This window comes from Amycolatopsis sp. CA-230715 (assembly GCF_018736145.1).
In the GTDB taxonomy this organism is placed as follows: domain Bacteria; phylum Actinomycetota; class Actinomycetes; order Mycobacteriales; family Pseudonocardiaceae; genus Amycolatopsis.
Genome location: NZ_CP059997.1, coordinates 4,863,373 through 4,880,482 on the forward strand (window position 1 = coordinate 4,863,373; position 17,110 = coordinate 4,880,482).

Sequence of the window (17,110 nt, forward strand, 5' to 3'; positions counted from 1 at the left end):
TTAGTCACCGAACTGTCACACGATGATCGACTCGTGCGGACATCGGCCGAGCAGGGTGGGGCGCATGCGAAGTCGTTTTCTGCTACTCGGCGCCGTGACCGCGCTGACCTTGGTCGGCGCCGTGCCGGCGCAGGCCATCGTCGGCGGGACCGAATCGACCGAGGCCTACTCGTTCATGGGCTCGTTCCAACCGGGCTTCCCCGCGCCACCGCGCGCCGACGGGCACGGCTGCGGGGTGGAAGTCCTTGCCCCACAATGGGTTCTGACGGCCAGCCACTGCGCGGGCAAGAACCCGACCGGCGCGAGGACGGGTGTCCCGCGCGGCTGGAAGGTCAGGGTCGGGTCGCTGGACACCACCTCCGGCGGCGAGGTCGCCGAGGTCGACCACTACTACCGGCTGGCGACCAGCGGCGACGAAGGCGGCTTCTGGGGCAAGGATGTCGCGCTGCTGCACCTGAAGACCCCGGTTCGCGCCGAACCCGTGCGGATCGCGGCCGCGACGCCGCCGGACAACTCGCCCGTCCGCATCATGGGCTGGGGAATGACCTGCGACGACAGCAAAAACCCCGCGTGCTACCCCACGCGGCTGCGGGAGGCGGACACCGTCGTTCAGCCCGCCTCGACGTGCAAGAACGCTTCGCCAGGCGAACTGTGCGTAGGACGTCGCGACGGCAGCGTCGCCGCGTCCAATATGGACTCCGGAGGACCCGCGCTGGTTCGTGACGGCGACGGGTGGGCGCTGGCCGGGGTGGTCAGCGGTCCCGACGGCGTCCACGCGCCGACCCTCTACACCGATGTCACCAAGCATGCGGCGTGGATCAACGACGTCATCAGCGGGAAGGTCGTGCCGCCGGATGACGAGATCCCGAATGTGGAAGGAGCGGTGGAGCTGTACGGCTGCGTGGGCTCGGTGGTCCGCGGCCCGGCCGCGAAACCGGACGATCCGGCGTTGCTGCTGACCAACGGCCACTGCGTGCTGGGCGAGCGGCCCGCGCCCGGTGCCGCGCTGGTGGACCGGCCTGCCGACCGCCTGGCGCCGATCGCCGACCGGCAGGGCTACCCGCAGGCCACCGCCCGCGCGAACCGGTTGGCGTACGCGACGATGACCGGCACCGACATCGCGCTCTACCGGCTGGACAAGACCTACGGACAGCTGGCGGCCGAGGGCGCGAAGGTGTTCCAGCTCGGCTCGAACCCCGTGCGCGCGGGCGATCCGCTGACCATGGCCTACACCAGCGAGCGCATGAACTGCCGTGCCGAGGCCGTCGTCCCGCACCTGCGGGAAGGCGGCTACCAGCAGGACGATTCGATCCGCTACGCCACCAGCGCGGGCTGCAAACCGTGGCCGGGTACCTCCGGTTCGGCGCTGCTGGCCGCCGACGGTGTCACGGTCGCGGGGATCCACAACACGCACAACGTCGACGGTGGACAGTGCACTGTGGACAATCCGTGCGAGGTGGCGCGGGACGGGACCGTGACCTCCGTGCGGGATCGTGGCTACGGCCAGCAGGTGTACCGGATCGCGCCCTGCCTCGCCGAAGGGTCCGAAGTGGACCTTTCCCGCCCCGGCTGCGCCCTCACCGGCGCCCGCGGATGATCGACGCGGTGAGCGTGCGCTTGAGCCAGTCCTCGTAGTCGTCGTGGGACCACCCGGCGTCGGTGACCAGGTTCTCGTGCACCTCACCGCTCATCAACGCCACCGCGATGTCGGCGGCGCGGTCTTCGACATCGGCCCCCGCGGCGCGGATGCGGTCGATCACCGTTTCGACGCCGAGCCGGTTGCGCCGCATCCCCTCGGCCTGGCTGGCCGCGATGTCCGGGTCGACCGCGGCGCCGGAGCGCAGGATCGCGACGATGTCGCCGCACCGCTCGCGCACCTGGCGGCTGACCCGTGCCAGCAGGCCGAGCAGTGCTTCCGGATCGGTGACGCCGTCGGCTTCGGCGAACAGGTCGGGGATACCCGCTTCGTCGTCGAGGAGGTCGACCAGCCCGCCGAGCACGCCCGCCTTGGAGCCGAAGTGGGCGTAGATCGTCTGCGGGACGACGCCGGCCTCCTTCGCGATCAGGCGGATCGGCGTGCCGGCGTATCCGCGCTCGGCGAACAGCCGTCGCGCGGCGACCAGGATCGTGCGCAGCACCAGTACTTCCCGGCGGTCGCGCAACCGGACGATACCGGGCAGGTCAGCAGGCATGTACACTCCGATTTAGAACAACGTTCTAACTAGTGGATCGTAGGTCCAATCTAGCAGGAGGTGCCGATGATCGAGCAGGTGTGCGCGGACCTGGCGCGGGCCTGGAACGCGGGAGACGGCGACGCGTGGGCGGCGTGTTTCACCGAGGACGCCGATTTCGTCGACGTGCTCGGGCGCCTGCAGGAGGGCAGGGCGCGGATCGCGGCGGAGCACGGCACCATCTTCGGCGGCATCTACCGCGGCAGCACGCTCGAGGTCGGCGTGCGGAAGATCAGCCCGTACGGGTCCGCCGTACTGGTGCACACGACGACGGTGCTGCGCGTGCCGGAAGGCCCGAGGGCGGGGGAATCGCGGGCGGCCCAGACGATGCTCGTCGAGGACGGGAAGATCAGGATGTTCCACAACACGGAACTGCGCGGCTTCGACCAGTTCCTCGCCGAAGGCGCGCCGTACCCGGCCTGAAGGTCCCTCTTCGCTTCCCTCATGCCCCGAAAGTGGCTTTCGGGGCATCTAGCGCCCCGAAGGCCACCTTCGGGGCACCGCGAAGGGGCCGCCGGAATGCGCGGTCAGAAGATCGGGCCGAAGCCGGTGCACTTCGGCTGGAAGTCTGCCGGGCCGTCGGCGAGCGCGTTCAGGGTGAGCTGCATGGTCGGGTCGTCGAAGGCGAGTCCCGCGTGCCCGGCGCCGTCGCCCGCGCACTTGTCCTGCAGCACGATGTTGTGCGTGTTCTCCCCGTCGAGCGCCTGCGTGGTGTACGGCGTGACCACGCGGTCGGACTTCGTGGCGATGACGGTGTAGTCCGGTCCGGTCGGCACTGTTTTCCCGTCGGCCCAGAGGTCCTTGATGAAATCGCTCGTGTTCGCCTGGTCGAGGACGCCGGGGAACTGCAGGACGTTGCTGAGCCCGATGGCGAATCCCATCAGCTTCAGCTTTTCCGCGAAGGTGACGATTCCGTTGAGATCGGTGCCGTGCGAACTCGGCGCCCAGCCGACGTAGTGCGCCACCTTGGCCGCGCCGCCGCCCTGCTTGAGCCACGAAATCGGCACCGCGCCGCCCTGCGAATGCCCGATCACGTCGACCTTTTCCGCGCCGGTGGCGGCGCGGACCTTGTCCACGAACGCGTCGAGCTGCTTGGCGGAGGACTTGACCGGGGCCAATCCGCCGACGCGGCCGAGGGAGACGATCGTCTGCCCGTAGTTGAGCCCGAATACGCAGTACCCGTTGTTCTTCAGGCGCGGCGACAGCTTCACGAAATTGGAGCCGATGTTGAAGAACGTGCCGGGCAGCAGTACCACCGGATTGGGGTGCTCCGCGCTCGGCTTGCACTTCCAGTCGTTCGCACCGGGTACCGCGCCTGGCGAGGCGAGGTAGGCGGCGCCCGCCTCCAGCAAGCCGCCTTCGGGCAGTTCGGCCGCCTGTGCGGAGGCGGTCCCCGCGGCGACCAGCGCCGCCGACAGGCCGAGCGCGGTGACGGCGGCGCGGATCCGCCTGGTGATACGGGGCATGGGATCTCCTCGGACTTCGTCGTCGTGCGGAAGGGCCACACGGAGCTACTGATCAGTAGCTCGGCGTGGCTCCATGATGCCCGCACAGCTCAGCACGGTCCTCGGAAAATTTCCCAACAAAACGCCGTCCTGGTTGTGACCGGTCACCAGGTCCGTCCCGGCCCGCACGCCCCCTCGGAGTGCGGGCTGGGCACCGGGGTCACCAGCCCCGGAAGACCGCGGCCTTTCCGTTGGCGGAGTTGAACATCGCGTCCGAGTCGTGCCCGACCCCGGGTACCGTGCTCAGTTCGTGCGGGGCCGACGGGAAATCGTGGTGGATGGTGGTGGAATACGCTTTTCCGCGTTCGAAGCGGTTTTCTCCCTGCGCTTTGGCTTCGCAGCTGTCGTCGATTCCGTGATCCTGGTGCACATCGTCCTCACCGAGCAGGTAGGTGACCTTTCGCGCGGTGTACTGGGCGCGCAGCCGGTCGTCGTTCAACGCGCTCATGTAGGCGTTGCGGTTTTCGAGTCCGTACTTGTACCGGTTGAAACCGGGGCACGAATCGTGCGCGGCGGGCCGTTTCTCGTCGAAGTACAAATAGGACGACGGGTTCGCCGCGACGTAGGTGATTTCGACGCCGTTGACCTCGGCGGGAGCCTTACCGCCCGCCGCGTAGCGCTGGGTGAACTGGCCTCCCGCGGAGTGCCCCGCGATCGTGATCCGCTTCAGGTTCGGGAACTTCGCCTTGTCCGCGAGTACCCGCACGACGTGGTCGACGGCTTCGAACGAGCTGAGCCCCTCCGGGCTTTCCGCGCCGCCGCCGTCCTTCCAGGAACCGCTGCCGCCGTTCGTCCAGTAGGCGTCGCCCTTTTCGGGGTTCTCCTCCTCGGTCTGGAACCACGGCGCGACGACCTCGGCCTTCGAACCGTATTCGCGGGCCGCTTCCGACATGCGGTCGAAATAGCCCTTGGCGTTGCGGCCGGTGCCGTGGATGACGATCACCGCGCCGGTCGGATCGGGCGAGCCGGTCAGCGGATGGGTCGCGTAGTACGGCAGGTTCACGCCGGGGCTCAGGCTCAGGCGGTGGAGCTGGTCGGCGGCGCTCGCGGTCGCCGGGACGGTCGTGGCGAACGCCAGTGCGAAACAGGTGGTGACTACAGCGCGTCGGCTCATGTGCTCCGACGGTAGGGGGCTTCGCGGGGACCGGTCCCGAACGCTCAGCGCTTCTTGATGACGGCGGCGAGGCCGTCGAGGATCCGGTCGAGCCCGAACTGCCAGCCGTGGTCGAACTCGTCACCGTCCACGCCGGGGTCCACTTCGGACGCCGCCTTCACCAGCGCGGGGAACAGTTCCGGGTGGCCGGCGACGAGCGGGCGCAGCGACCGGTCGGCGAGCCACGGCTGGGTGCCGCCGGACGCCTGCGAATGGGTGTTCCGCAGGTGGCCGCTGAGCAGGAACACGGCGTCCATCCGTTCGCCGCCGGTGAGCCCGGTGCCTTCGAGCGCGGCCACCGCCGACTCGGTCCACGCGACTTCGCGCGGCCCCGTCGGCCGGTCGCCGACGGTGGCCGTCGGCAGCCACGGGTGGCGTTGCCAGGTTTCGCGCATCAGGCGGCACCATTCGACCAGCCGGCCGCGCCAGCCGCCGCGGACCCCGGCGAGATCGGGCGCGGGGCCGATCGCCAGCTCGGTCATCACCCCGAGCAACTGGGCCTTGTTCGCCACGTGCCGGTAGAGCGCCATCTTCGTCACGTCGAGGCGGGCGGCGGCCTGCTGCATCGAAACCGACTCGATGCCCTCGGCGTCCGCCAGCGCCAAAGCGGCCTCGGCGATCCGGTCCACGGTGAGCGCGAGCCTCGCCGGTTTCGGCGGGTCCGCCCGCTGGTTCCACAGCAGGTCGGTGTCGGCCATGCGGTCCTCCGGGCTGGTCGTGAAATCAGGTGCTTGTCAGCGGGCCGCTGATGTGTCTAACGTACACCTTGTGTCCGCCGGACACTTCGTATCCACCGGATACTTCGGTGTCTGTGGGAATTTGCCGGTACTGAGGAGATTCGGCATGCGCAAGATCGTGAGCAGCCTGTTCATCAGCCTCGACGGGGTAGTGGAATCGCCCGACAAGTGGTCGCTCGACTACTTCACCGACGAGATCGGCGCGTCCATCGGCGCGGTGATGGGCGATGCCGACGCGATGCTGCTCGGCAGAGCGACTTACGAGGGCTTCGCGGCCCACTGGCCACAACGGACGGTCGAAGACGACGAAGGCGCGCCGTTCATGAACTCCACCCGCAAGTACGTCGCTTCCACCACACTGTCCACTGTGGAATGGGAGAACTCGGTGCTGCTCGAAGGAGAGCTCTCCGACGCCGTGCGCGAGCTGAAGGCGGGCGACGGCGGCGACATCATGACCAGCGGCAGCCCGAGCGTCGTGCGGTACCTGCTCGCGCACGGCCTGCTCGACCACCTGCACCTGCTGCTCTACCCGGTGGTGGTGGGCGCGGGCACGCGGCTGTTCGGCGACGACGGCACGCAGTTCGCGTTGAAGCTGTCCGGGTCCAAGACCTTCGACAACGGCGTGCTGGAGCTGAACTACACGCCGAACCGATGAGCGGGCGCGCCCCGGTCAGCGCTTCCGGTTGCCCAGCAACAGCTTCCACGGCATGAGCGCGGATTCGATCTGCACGCCGAGGCTCATCTTCGAGTCGCCATCGGCGCGTTCTTCGAACCGGATCGGGGTCTCCGCGATCCGCATGCCCGCCCGCACCGTGCGGTAGTTCATCTCGACCTGGAACGCGTAGCCGTTGCTGCGGATGGTCGGCAGGTCGATCTTCCGCAGCGCGGACGCGTGCCAGGCCTTGAAACCCGCCGTCGCGTCCTTGAGCCGCAGGCGCAGGATCGCGTTGACGTAGAAGTTCGCCCACGCGGAAAGCGCCTTGCGGTGCCACGCCCATTCGCCCGCCGCGGAACCGCCAGGCACGTACCGCGAGCCCAGCACCACCGCGGCGTCCGTGGTGGCGAGGATCTCCAGCATGGTCGGGATCACCTCGGCCGGGTGCGAGAGATCGGCGTCCATCTGGAGCACGATGTCGGCGCCTTCGTCGAGTGCGCGCGTGATGCCAGCGACGTAGGCGCGGCCGAGCCCGTTCTTCTCCGTGCGGTGCAGCACGCCGACGGTGCCCGGTGACTTCGCGGCCAGCTCGTCCGCGACCTCGCCGGTGCCGTCGGGGGAGTTGTCGTCGACGACCAGCACGCGCAGGTTCGGCACCGCCAGCCCGGTCACCATGCCGACGAGCTTGGGGAGGTTCTCCCGCTCGTTGTAGGTCGGCACCACGACCGTGACCTGTGGGTCACCTTCCCCCATGTTCGCACTCCTCGGTCGGGGCTCGGCTGGTTTGGATACGAAGGGTATCGGACGACGTCGGCACCTACGGCATACGGCGTGCTCGCGAGGCCGCCAGCCTGCCCGAACACCTGCCCGATCGTCCACTGTGCGCGGACCGCGGCCTCGATATCACTGGGTCATGATCACGGTACGACAGGTGGTTCCACGCGATCACGCGATCCTGACCGGCCGCACCGCCCGGCTGACGGTGGGGCGCGACGGCAAGGTCTACCTCGGCGCGGGGGCCGACCTCGATCGAGGGCGGATCGACGCGATCCTGCGGATGAACGCCGACGGCTCCGACCGGACGGTGGTGGAAACGCCGCGGCCGCTGTGGGGCCTGCGCAACGTGACCGCGAACGCCGACGGGGTGCTGGCGCGCTGCGATCCGCACCATTCGCCGAAGGTCACCGTGCTCGCGCCGGACTTCACCGAGATCGGCACCAGGCGGTACAAGGCGCTGGACCCGTACTGGCGCAACCCGATGAAGGTCGAGGCGAGCACCCGCCCCGACAAGGGCTTCTACGTGCTCAACCGCGAGCTGCTGCCGGACGGGAAGACGGTGCGCGACCTCGTCGAGGTGCTCGCCCCTGCCGCGCCGGTGCCGGTGGTGCAGAGCTTCGGCCTGCCGCTGCCCGAAAACTCCGAGCTGCCGATGGACCTCCGCGTGCTCGTCCGCGGCACCGGGTACGTGTACGTGCTCTACTCCGCGCCCGGCGGGTCGTTCGTGCGCAGGCTGGTGGCCAGGGGCGGGCAGTTCTTCGAAGAGGGCAGGAAGGTGCTCGGCGTCCAGCCCGACGAGCCGTCCTACGGTCTCGGCGGCTGGGAGGTCGACGACAACGACGTGCTCTACATCCTGAAACCGGGAAACCTGGACAGCCCGCGGTTGCAGCGGTACCGCCTCGACAAGGACGTCGAGAAGGACCTCGGCGACCTTCCGCTGACCGGTCCGAAGTGGACCGCGCAGCCGAGGGCGGTGCGGATCCTCGACGGCGTGGTGTTCGTCCAGCTCAACACCGACGACGAACTGTTCCGGTGCTACCACCTGGCGGACGGGACGCACTTCCGGACCGTGGAGCCGAACCGTGACGTGCTGACGGCTGTTTTCCCCGATGACACGAGCGAATTCGGGCCGTGGACGGCGGGCACCGCGGTCCCGGTCCAGCTCGCGTTCGAACGGCACGAGGACGGTCAGGTCACGGCGCTGGCGCCGCCGCGGTGGCGGGTGTGGGCGCGCACGCTCGGCTGCCTCGACTACCGCGAGCTCGCGTTGACGCCGGGCGGCACCGGGTTCACCATCGCGGTCCCGCCGGAGCTGACCGGGTTGATCCAGCTCAAGATCACCGCGGAGACCGCGGGCTGGCAGCGCGGCGCGGAGCCGGAGTGGGCGGTGCGGCGCTGGCTCGAAGTCCGCGCACCCGGTGGGTCCGGCTCGGCGGCGGTGATCACCCGCGCGAACGTGAGCCGGGCCGTCGGCGCGGACCTGAAGACGACCAGGGAACCGGTCAACCGCCTGTGCTACGGCCGCGGTGAATGGATCGAAGCCCAGGTGATCGCCGACGGTGCGGCGGAGGTTCCGGTGGAACTCACCGATGCCACTGGTCGCGTGCTCGCCGCGGGGAAGGTGGCCCCGGCCGCGGTGTTCACAGTGGACGGTCGGCTCACCGCGCTGCTACCGCCCGGCGATTACCGGCTGCGTGCCCGCGTGGCCGGGCGCACCACCGCCGACCAGCCGCTGCGCATCGGGCCTGGCCAGCCGCCGTCACCGTTCCCCTATCTCCAGTACGGCGACTACCGCCCCGCCTACCCGTGGACCGCGCCGACACCGTCCACATCGGACCTTCCCGACCGAGTGGTGGCGCATCTGGAACGGACCAGGACGCTCGGCGTGCGGATGTTCGCCGAACGGATCGGCGGCGGCCGCAAAGGCGATCTCGACATTGGTCACGCGCTCGCGGACACTCTTGCGCTGCGGGACTGGCTCACCGCGCACGGCGTCGTCCCGCCGGAACGCGCGATCACACTGCCCGCGGCGAGCCAGGCCGTCACCGGCTACGGCGCGTACGGCGCGACCCTGATGGCGATCCTGCTCAACATGGACGCCGGGCTGCCGTACAGCGACGGCAAGATCGACGGGCGCACCCGTGAGCGACTGCTCGCCGACATCGACCAGGTCAGCGACGCACTGGCGGGCGAACCCGGGTTCCGGGGCTGGGTGTGGGCGGCGAACTGGTGGCTCGGCAGCGGCCTCCAGGACGCCGACGCGCAGGCCGCGAAGGACCCCGAGTACCAGCGCGTGCTGGAGCGGAGCCGGGTCACCGGCCGGTGGGATCCCTTGCACGACACCAAATCCGGCGAACGGCTGACCGTGGCGCCCGCGCTGTGGCGCGAGTTCGGCGAGCACCTGCGGGCGCGGTACCCGGATCTCGTCACCGCGGCGAGCGGTTCGTTCAACAACGGCAACGTCTACGCGCCGCTGTCGTTCGACGGGGCCGACGAGGTCGATCTGCACTTCCAGTTCGAGGGCATGACGGTGCCTGGCTGGACCGCGCTGGCGCACGACCTGCGGCGGCGGCCCGGCAAGCGCACGCTGTTGCACGCCGAGCACCACAACGACACCGGCACCGGCGAACAGGTGCTGGCCATGCACGGGCTGGCGCTGCTGCGGGGCGCGGACAGCGCGGGGACCGCTGGTTCGATCCCGGAGCCGTACCGGTTCGCGCCGGAGGACGGGCGCAGCGGCTATCCCGGCATGGTGTCGGTGTACCGCGCGCTGGGTGCGCTGCTGCGCGAGCACGGACCATGGCTGTCCACTTTGGAGGGTTCGGATCGGCTGGCGATCCTGCTCTCCGGTCGCGCCTTCCGGTTGTCGCCGTGGCCGTTCCTGCCGTTGCACCTCCGCCGCGTGCACGAGGCTTATTTGTCGTGCCTGCTGGCGGGTTTCCCGGCGACCATCGTGTACGCCGAGGACCTCGCGAGCACGCCGCTCACCGGGTTCGACGCGATCCTGCTCGTGGACGAGCAGTTCGAGCCGGAGCCCGCGGTGGCCGCGGCGATCAAGGCGGCGCGCGTCCCGGTGTTCCGCGACGGCACCTGCAACGCCGCCGTGGTACCGGAAAGCAGGCCGCTCGGCGTCTCCTTCGACGCCGTGCCGCTCGACGTGTACGAGGCGAACACCGATTCCGCCGCCGCGTACTGGCGCGAAGCCGTGCTCGGGCACGTCGCCGAGCTGCGCCGGGTGCTGGCCACGGTGACCGAGCCGGTGGCGGACGTGCACGTCGACGGTGTCCGAGAGCCGGAAGTGCTTGTCTCCCAACGTGTTTCCGAGAAAGCCAAGTACCTGTTCGTCGCCAACGACGCACTGCTCGGGCTCGACCAGGGCTTGCTCGCGCGCACCGCGAGCGGGAACGCGAGCCGTGCGCCGCTGACCGCGCGGATCGGGCTGCGCGGGCGCGAGGGCGCGGTCTACGACGTGTTCGGCGGTACGCGGGTCACGCCCGTCGACGGCGCGGTGACCGCGGAGCTGCGGCACCTGCCGTTCGCGGTCTTCGCGGTCCTCCCGGCGGAAATCCGCGAGGTGCGCCTGGTCGTGGAGCTGACCGGCCGCGAAATCGCCTGGTCGGCCGAGGTCGCGGGGCCGACCGGAGCCAGGATTCCGGCGAGCGTCCCGGTGCGGGTCGTGGTCCGCGACGCCGCGGGTGCCGCGTTCGACGAGCGCGCCGCGGCCGCGGGATCCAGTGGCGCCCGCGGGACGGTCACGCCCCCGCTCACGGTGGCCGGGCGGTGCACCGTGACGGCCACCGAGTTGTTCAGCGGGCGTTCGGCGGCGATGTCCGTCGACGTGCCCGGCGTGCCGGTGCCGCTCGACCTCACCGGAATCCCGCCTGCCGCGACCGGCCGGGTGCAGGCGCGTCCCGCCGAGGCCGTCGAACCGTTCCGGCCCGCGCGGTCCCGGTTCGGCGCGAAACTGCGCGGTGTCGCGGTTTCCGCCGACGGCGCCGCGGCGGTGCTGGCGGGGTTCGACTGGGACGCGAACACGCACGGCATCGACCTGGCCACCGGCGCGGTCCGCTGGCAGCGCCGGATCGGGCAGCACTTCGCCTTCGCGCCCGGCCGCGCGGGTGCCGGGTTCGCGGTCGCCGGAACCGCGTTCGACCGGCCGCAGGGCTACGGCCTCTACCTGCTCGGCGCGGACGGCGTCCCATCGCGGCGGTTCGACCTTTATGGACTCCCGTCCCGCCTCGGTTACCGTGCTGTGCAAGCGTTGCAGCAGCGCAACGACGGCGGGTTCGCGGTGCCGTCGAGCGGGGCGTGGGTCGCGACGTCGGGCAGTATCGGGATCGCGGTGTGGAAAGCGGGCGAGTGGGCCGGCTGGCACCGGGACACTCCGCGCGACGCGAAGTTCGGCAGCAGGGCGCCCGCGGTGCTCGCCGCGGCCGGTGATTCGCTGCTAGTCGCGGACGGCACGACCGTCCACTTCCATCAGTCCGCATCAGACAGTCCGTTGTGGAGTGTCGACCTGCTCGCCGTCCAGACGGGCGCCAAGGGGCCCGGCTCCGTGCGCTCGCTGGTGGTTTCCGCGGACGGCCGAACCTGCGCCGCGCTCACGAACTGCCGCGGCGGGCTGGTCTTCGTGCTCGACCTCGCGACCGGCGCGCTCCGCCGCACGCTCCCGGTGGACGGTGACCAGGCCGCGCTTTCCGCGGACGGCTCGCGGCTCGCCGTCGTCGGCAAGAACCAGCTCCGCTGCTTCGACCTGGCCGCCCCGGGCGCCGAGCGCTGGGTGTACGGCGGTGACGATCTCCTGCGCGGCCCCGTGTTCGCGCCCGACGGGCGGCTCGCGATGGGCACCGAGATCGGCACGCTCGTCGTGCTCGACACCGACGGAAACCCTTTGCTGGAACGGGATCTCGAAGCGCTTCCCGCCGTCGCGTGGCTACCGGGCGGGGATCTGCTCGCCGCGACCTGGATGGGTGACGTGCACCGGCTCGGCCGCGACTACACCCCGCGCTGGCGCACCAAGGTGACCAGCGCCGGAGCGGACGTCCGGGGCAGGCTGCTCGCACCGGACACCGTGCCGGTCAGCCGCATCGACGGCTGGGGCAACGCCGAACCCGACCCGGCGCCGCTGCGTCCGAACCTGATGACCGGCGGAAAGTCCTATTTGGACCTCCGGGTGGCGCGGCTCGTGGACCGGCCCGAAGTGGTGGACGGAAACCTGACCCCGCGAACCCCGGCCCCCGGCGAATGGGGCCCGGTCGAATTCCCCGCGGAGACACCGGGACTGGAGTCGTACCTGTACCTCGACCTGCCGCGCCCGTGCCGCGTCACCGGCATCACCGTCGTCGAGGACGCGCGCCGCCCCGAATCCTGGTGGCGCGACCTGCGGCTGGACTACCAGAACGCCGCGACCGCCTGGGTTCCCGCCGGGCCGCTGCTCTCGGACACCGCGGTGCACACCCACCTGCTCGCGGCCCCCGTGGAGACGGCGAAACTGCGCCTGCGCCTGCCGACCCCGCCGGTGGACCTGCCCCGCCAAGCGGAAGTCATCGTGCACGGCACCCCGCTCTGACCGTGCGGGCCCGCGAATGTCCCTGATGGTCACCTTGACGGCGCTGAACACGGCGCTCAATGCCGTGAAGGTGGCCATCACGGCATACCGCCGTGGTGGCTTCAGCACGGGATGGTGTTGTGAGGGTCGAGTTCGGGGCGCTCAGTGCCGTCATGGTGGCCTTCAGGGCGCCCCGGCAGGCTGCCGCCGCCAAGCGAGGGTGGAGTTCGCGGCGCTAGCTGCCCCGAAGGCCACCTTCGGGGCAGGAAACAGAACGCGAACGCCCGCGAGCCACCCACCCCGATCCCCGCAGGAGCGTCCTCCAGAGCACGGCCTCGACCGAACGCCCCTGATGACCACCATGACGGCACTCAATGCCGTGAAGGCCACCTTCAGGGCATACCGCCGTGGTGTCCGGCCGCCGGAGATCAGCCGTACGCGGCGAGGACGGCGTCGCTCACTTCGCATTGGTGCGGTGCGCCTTCGAGGCCGCTTTCCAGCAGGTTCGTCAAGTAAGCGAACACGAGCCCGCGATCAGGATCGGCCCAGCCGAGGCAGCAGTTGGAACCGTTGTGGCCGAAGGTGTTCCGTCCGCTGGTCCGGCCCATCGGCCGCGGGCGCGCGGGGTCCGGTCCCGGCCCGCCGAGCTGGAACGCCTGCGACCACCGGATCGGCAGCCGGAGCAGCCGGTCGGTTTCGCCGTCGCTGGACGGTCGCCGCGCTTCGGCGACCGTGTCCGGGGAGAGGACGCGGACGCCGTCGAGTTCCCCGCCGTTCACCAACATCCGGTAGAACCGCGCCAGGTCCCGTGCGGTGCTCGACATCGTCGCGGCCGGGATGACGGCTTGGCGCAGGGCGCGGCGGTTGAACACCGCCTGCCGGATCTTGCCGTCCATTCCCCGAGCGCGCACCGGGACACGGTCGCGCCACAGCGAGGCAGGCGTGCCGAGGTGCGTCCGGGAAAGGCCGAGCGGGTCGAGGAGTTCGGTCCGCAGCACGTCCCGCAGGTCCTTCCCGGTCACCCGCTGGACCAGTTCGCCGAGGACGAACCCGTAGCTGAGGATGTGGTACGCGGGCACCTCGCCCGGCGGCCACCGCGGTCGCGCCCGTTCGAGCGCGCGGACGGACCGCGGCCAGTTCGCCGCCACGAGCGCGTCACGGCGGATTCCGCGCGCGACGGGCACCCCGGAACGGTGCTGGAGCACCTGCCGGATCGTGACGGTTTCCTTGCCGTGCCGCCCGAATTCGGGCCAGTGCCGGGCCACCGGATCGTCGAGCCCGAGCAGGCCGCGTTTGGCCAAGAGGTGCACGAGCACCGCGACGAACGGTTTGCCCGCGGAGAACAGCAGGAACGGGACATCGGGCGAACAGCCGAAAGCGTTGTCCACGAGCACTTCCCCGTCGCGGACCACCACGAGCTGGGCCTTCGCGCCGCGTGCGGCGACCAGTTCGGCCACCGGGTTCACGAGCGCGCGCCGAGCATGACCCGGATCGTGCTCGTCAGCACCGACACCGGCACCGACGGGTCCAGCGCGCGTTGCACGCCGAGCCCGATACCGAGACTGAGCAGCGCGGTCGCGACGTCTTCGGCGGGCATCGGCAGGGAAATCCCGAACTCGCCCGCGTTCGCGTCGACCAGTCCGGCGAGCAGCCCGCGCACCACTCTGTCGCGTTCGGACAGTTCCGCGCGGATCCGCGGATCGCGGCCGGCGCTGAACGCGAACTCCACTTCGAGCGAGGTCCACGCCTCGTCGCCGATGTTCGCCTCGGCCCACCGTTCGAACGCGGTCAAGCGCTCTTCGACGGTCCGCGCGCCGCTCATCGCCTCGACGATCCGCCCGGTCTGCTCGGCGTGGATCCGGTCGAGCACCGCGAGGCACAGGTCGTCCTTGTTGCGGAAGTTCGAGTAGACCGCGCCCTTCGAATACCCGGCCGCGTTCGCGATCGCGTCGAGCGAGGTCGCGGCGAACCCGTCGCGGAGGAACAGCGTCCTGGCCGTTGCGACGAGCTGCTCGCGGATGCGCTCGGAGTTCTCGGCTCGGGTGAGGCGGGGCATGGCCCGAGTTTAACTCATGGGTACCGTTGGTTTTTGAATACTGATAGTCTCCGATTCTGGTCGGCAACGAGGAGGCACGGGTGCGACGAGGTCTCGCCATCGGCTGCGGAGGCACGCTGGGTGCGGCTTGGACGGTCGGCGCGCTGGTCGCCGTCGAGGAAGCGCTGGGCTGGGACCCGCGCGAGGCGGCGGCGATGATCGGCACGTCCGCGGGCGCCGAGTTCGTGACGATGCTCGGCGGCGGTGTGGGCGTCGGCGAGCTGCTCGACGCCCAGATCGGAAAGCCCGAAGCGCGACCGGAACTGCGCGCGCACCTCGCGGCGGCGCCGGGCAGATTCCCGCCGGTACCGCGATTCCGCCTCGGATCGCCGAAGCTCGTTCGAGGAAACGCCTCGCCGATGACCAGGGCTTCCGGCCTGCTGCCGATCGGTCGCGGTGACGCGTCCTGGCTCGCCGAACTGGCGGACACGTTCGCGCCGACGGGCTGGGTGGCGCATCCGAGCGCGTGGGTCGTCGGCGTCGACTACGACACCGGCGACAGGGTGGCCTTCGGTTCCCCCGGCGCGCCGGAGACTCGGCTCGCCGACGCGGTCCGCGCGTCCTGGGCGATCCCGGGCTGGTTCCCGCCGGTGGAGATCGGCGGGCGGCGCTACGTCGACGGCGGTGCCGCGTCCCCGGCGTCGGTCGACCTGCTGCCGGACGATCTCGACGAAATCGTGGTCCTGGCGCCGATGAGTTCGGCGGAACCCGTGCCGGGCAAGGGTTTCTCGCGGTTCGAACGGCTGCTGCGCGCGCCGATGACCCGTCAGCTCGACACCGAGATCGCGGCGCGCGGGACGCGGGTGCTCCGCCTCGAACCGGGGCCGGAGGACCTGGCGGTGATGGGCGCGAACTTCATGGACGGCAGGCGACGGCGGCGCACACTCGAAACGGCGCTGCGCACGACCAAGGCGAAGGTGGCGGCATGGTGAACGACTTCGAGGTGCTGGTGATCGGCGCGGGCGCGTCGGGAATCGGCGCGGCGATCAGCTTGCGGCGCATGGGCATTACCGATTTCGCCGTGCTGGAGAAGGCCGATGGCCTCGGCGGAACCTGGCGCGCGAACACCTATCCGGGGTGCGCGTGCGACGTGCCGTCGGCGCTCTATTCGTACTCGTTCGCGCCGAACCCGGAGTGGACGCGCGCGTTCGCCGGGCAGGACGAGATCCGCCGGTACCTGGTCGACACGGCGGAAAAGGCGGGCGTGACCGGGCACCTGCGGTTCGGCGTCGAGGTGCTGCGCGCCGAGTGGAAGGGCGAGCACTGGGAGCTGGACACCACCGACGGCCGCCTCACCGCGAAGATCGTGATCGCGGCGGCGGGGCCGTGGCACGAGCCGCTCATCCCGGAACTGCCCGGCCTGGACGGGTTCGACGGCGAGGTGTTCCACTCGTCGCGCTGGAACCACGACTACGACCTCACCGGCAAACGCGTCGCCGTGGTCGGCACCGGGGCGTCGGCGGTGCAGTTCGTGCCGGAGATCCAGAAACAGGTGGGGCGCCTGCACGTGTTCCAGCGCACCGCGCAGTGGGTGCTGCCGAAACCGGACCACTACGTGCCCAAGGCGGAACGCTGGCTGCTGCGCAAGGTTCCCGCCGCGCGCCGGGCGTTGCGCGCCGCCGAATACGGTGCGATGGAGGCGCTCGGACTGGGCTTCCGGCACCCGTGGATCCTGCGGCTGGTGCAGCGGATCGGGCTCGCGCACCTGCGGCTCACCATCCGCGACCGCGCCCTGCGCAAGGCGCTGACCCCGGACTACACGCTCGGCTGCAAGCGGCTGCTGATGTCGAACAGCTACTACCCGGCGCTCGCGAAGTCCAATGTGGACGTCCACGCCACGGCGGTGGCGAAGGTCGACGGGAACACCGTGGTCGGCGCGGACGGCTCGTCGGCGGAGGTGGACGCGATCATCTTCGGCACCGGGTTCCACATCCTCGACATGCCGATCGCCGACCGCGTCTTCGGTGCCGACGGGCGCAGCCTCGCCGAACACTGGAAGGGCAGCCCCGAAGCGTATCTCGGTACTGTGACCAGCGGGTTCCTCAACGCGTTCCTGCTGCTCGGGCCGAGCCTGGGCACCGGGCACTCGTCGGCGTTCATGATCATGGAGGCGCAGCTGGCCTACGTGACCGCGGCGATCGGCCGCATCCGCGCCGGGAACTGGTCCAGTGTGGACGTCCGGAAGGACGTGCAGGACGCCTTCAACGCCGAGGTGCAGGCGGCGCTGCCCGGCACGGTCTACAACGCGGGTGGCTGTTCCAGCTACTATCTGGATGTCAACGGGCGCAACAGTTTCAGCTGGCCGTGGTCGACGGGTGCGATGCGCAGGCGGATCACCCGGTTCGACCCGGCGGCCTACACGATCACGACCCGGTCCGACGACCGCGCTTCGGTGTGAGGAGTTTTCGA

General features: G+C 70.4%; 13 protein-coding genes. 6 read left to right on the forward strand and 7 right to left on the reverse strand.

All coding sequences use genetic code 11. The features are described 5' to 3' along the window. Window positions 1–64: 64 nt before the first annotated feature. Window positions 65–1,597 carry a trypsin-like serine protease gene (locus HUW46_RS23385; protein ID WP_215549306.1) on the forward strand — a complete coding sequence of 511 codons (1,533 nt, stop codon included), beginning with the start codon at window positions 65–67 and terminating at the stop codon, window positions 1,595–1,597. Here the strand turns inward: HUW46_RS23385 and HUW46_RS23390 are convergent. After that, entirely contained in the window at window positions 1,578–2,192 is a 615-nt protein-coding gene (locus HUW46_RS23390) for a TetR/AcrR family transcriptional regulator (protein ID WP_215549307.1), read from the reverse strand. The genes HUW46_RS23385 and HUW46_RS23390 overlap by 20 nt on opposite strands. 66 nt (window positions 2,193–2,258) lie before the next feature. Here HUW46_RS23390 and HUW46_RS23395 point away from each other — a divergent pair, with 66 nt between their 5' ends. Then, window positions 2,259–2,654, forward strand: coding sequence for an SgcJ/EcaC family oxidoreductase (locus HUW46_RS23395; RefSeq protein WP_215549308.1), 396 nt, complete (start codon window positions 2,259–2,261; stop codon window positions 2,652–2,654). A 104-nt stretch (window positions 2,655–2,758) separates the two neighbouring features. On the opposite strand, the gene HUW46_RS23400 is transcribed toward HUW46_RS23395, so the two are convergent. The 3 genes from HUW46_RS23400 to HUW46_RS23410 all read right to left on the reverse strand — a co-directional run bounded on the left by HUW46_RS23400 (window position 2,759) and on the right by HUW46_RS23410 (window position 5,587). Next, on the reverse strand, window positions 2,759–3,697 hold the full coding sequence (locus HUW46_RS23400) for an esterase/lipase family protein (RefSeq protein WP_215549309.1): 939 nt from the start codon (window positions 3,695–3,697) through the stop codon (window positions 2,759–2,761). A gap of 199 nt (window positions 3,698–3,896) precedes the next feature. Continuing rightward, the gene (locus tag HUW46_RS23405) at window positions 3,897–4,850 is read right to left on the reverse strand and encodes a hypothetical protein (protein ID WP_215549310.1); all 954 of its coding nucleotides are present in this window, start codon (window positions 4,848–4,850) and stop codon (window positions 3,897–3,899) included. Window positions 4,851–4,894: 44 nt separating this feature from the next. After that, window positions 4,895–5,587 carry a TetR/AcrR family transcriptional regulator gene (locus HUW46_RS23410; protein WP_215549311.1) on the reverse strand — a complete coding sequence of 231 codons (693 nt, stop codon included), beginning with the start codon at window positions 5,585–5,587 and terminating at the stop codon, window positions 4,895–4,897. Window positions 5,588–5,732: 145 nt separating this feature from the next. Here HUW46_RS23410 and HUW46_RS23415 point away from each other — a divergent pair, with 145 nt between their 5' ends. Further along, the gene (locus tag HUW46_RS23415; RefSeq protein ID WP_215549312.1) at window positions 5,733–6,281 is read left to right on the forward strand and encodes a dihydrofolate reductase family protein; all 549 of its coding nucleotides are present in this window, start codon (window positions 5,733–5,735) and stop codon (window positions 6,279–6,281) included. Between the two features lie 15 nt (window positions 6,282–6,296). Here HUW46_RS23415 and HUW46_RS23420 read toward each other — a convergent pair whose 3' ends face one another. Continuing rightward, window positions 6,297–7,034 carry a polyprenol monophosphomannose synthase gene (locus HUW46_RS23420; RefSeq protein WP_215549313.1) on the reverse strand — a complete coding sequence of 246 codons (738 nt, stop codon included), beginning with the start codon at window positions 7,032–7,034 and terminating at the stop codon, window positions 6,297–6,299. A gap of 160 nt (window positions 7,035–7,194) precedes the next feature. Between HUW46_RS23420 and HUW46_RS23425 the strand changes: the two genes are divergently transcribed. Further along, a complete protein-coding gene (locus tag HUW46_RS23425; RefSeq protein ID WP_215549314.1) occupies window positions 7,195–12,627 on the forward strand; it encodes a hypothetical protein in 5,433 nt (1,810 codons plus the stop codon). Window positions 12,628–13,034: 407 nt separating this feature from the next. On the opposite strand, the gene HUW46_RS23430 is transcribed toward HUW46_RS23425, so the two are convergent. Together HUW46_RS23430 and HUW46_RS23435 are read right to left on the reverse strand one after the other, a co-directional pair. Continuing rightward, on the reverse strand, window positions 13,035–14,072 hold the full coding sequence (locus tag HUW46_RS23430) for a serine hydrolase domain-containing protein (protein ID WP_215549315.1): 1,038 nt from the start codon (window positions 14,070–14,072) through the stop codon (window positions 13,035–13,037). Continuing rightward, window positions 14,069–14,662, reverse strand: coding sequence for a TetR/AcrR family transcriptional regulator (locus tag HUW46_RS23435; protein ID WP_215549316.1), 594 nt, complete (start codon window positions 14,660–14,662; stop codon window positions 14,069–14,071). Before HUW46_RS23435 ends, HUW46_RS23430 begins: the two co-directional genes overlap by 4 nt. Before the next feature lie 80 nt (window positions 14,663–14,742). Between HUW46_RS23435 and HUW46_RS23440 the strand changes: the two genes are divergently transcribed. Both HUW46_RS23440 and HUW46_RS23445 read left to right on the forward strand, forming a co-directional pair. Further along, window positions 14,743–15,633: a patatin-like phospholipase family protein gene (locus HUW46_RS23440; protein WP_215549317.1), complete on the forward strand. Its 891-nt coding sequence runs from the start codon at window positions 14,743–14,745 to the stop codon at window positions 15,631–15,633. After that, on the forward strand, window positions 15,627–17,099 hold the full coding sequence (locus HUW46_RS23445; RefSeq protein WP_215549318.1) for a flavin-containing monooxygenase: 1,473 nt from the start codon (window positions 15,627–15,629) through the stop codon (window positions 17,097–17,099). The genes HUW46_RS23440 and HUW46_RS23445 overlap by 7 nt, the downstream gene beginning before the upstream one ends. The last annotated feature ends 11 nt before the right edge of the window (window positions 17,100–17,110 follow it).

Coding starts and splice junctions, on each gene's coding strand:
- HUW46_RS23385 (WP_215549306.1), top strand. CDS start 65: ATGCGAAGTCGTTTTCTGCTACTCGGCGCCGTGACCGCGCTGACCTTG.
- HUW46_RS23390 (WP_215549307.1), bottom strand. CDS start 2,192: ATGCCTGCTGACCTGCCCGGTATCGTCCGGTTGCGCGACCGCCGGGAA.
- HUW46_RS23395 (WP_215549308.1), top strand. CDS start 2,259: ATGATCGAGCAGGTGTGCGCGGACCTGGCGCGGGCCTGGAACGCGGGA.
- HUW46_RS23400 (WP_215549309.1), bottom strand. CDS start 3,697: ATGCCCCGTATCACCAGGCGGATCCGCGCCGCCGTCACCGCGCTCGGC.
- HUW46_RS23405 (WP_215549310.1), bottom strand. CDS start 4,850: ATGAGCCGACGCGCTGTAGTCACCACCTGTTTCGCACTGGCGTTCGCC.
- HUW46_RS23410 (WP_215549311.1), bottom strand. CDS start 5,587: ATGGCCGACACCGACCTGCTGTGGAACCAGCGGGCGGACCCGCCGAAA.
- HUW46_RS23415 (WP_215549312.1), top strand. CDS start 5,733: ATGCGCAAGATCGTGAGCAGCCTGTTCATCAGCCTCGACGGGGTAGTG.
- HUW46_RS23420 (WP_215549313.1), bottom strand. CDS start 7,034: ATGGGGGAAGGTGACCCACAGGTCACGGTCGTGGTGCCGACCTACAAC.
- HUW46_RS23425 (WP_215549314.1), top strand. CDS start 7,195: ATGATCACGGTACGACAGGTGGTTCCACGCGATCACGCGATCCTGACC.
- HUW46_RS23435 (WP_215549316.1), bottom strand. CDS start 14,662: ATGCCCCGCCTCACCCGAGCCGAGAACTCCGAGCGCATCCGCGAGCAG.
- HUW46_RS23445 (WP_215549318.1), top strand. CDS start 15,627: ATGGTGAACGACTTCGAGGTGCTGGTGATCGGCGCGGGCGCGTCGGGA.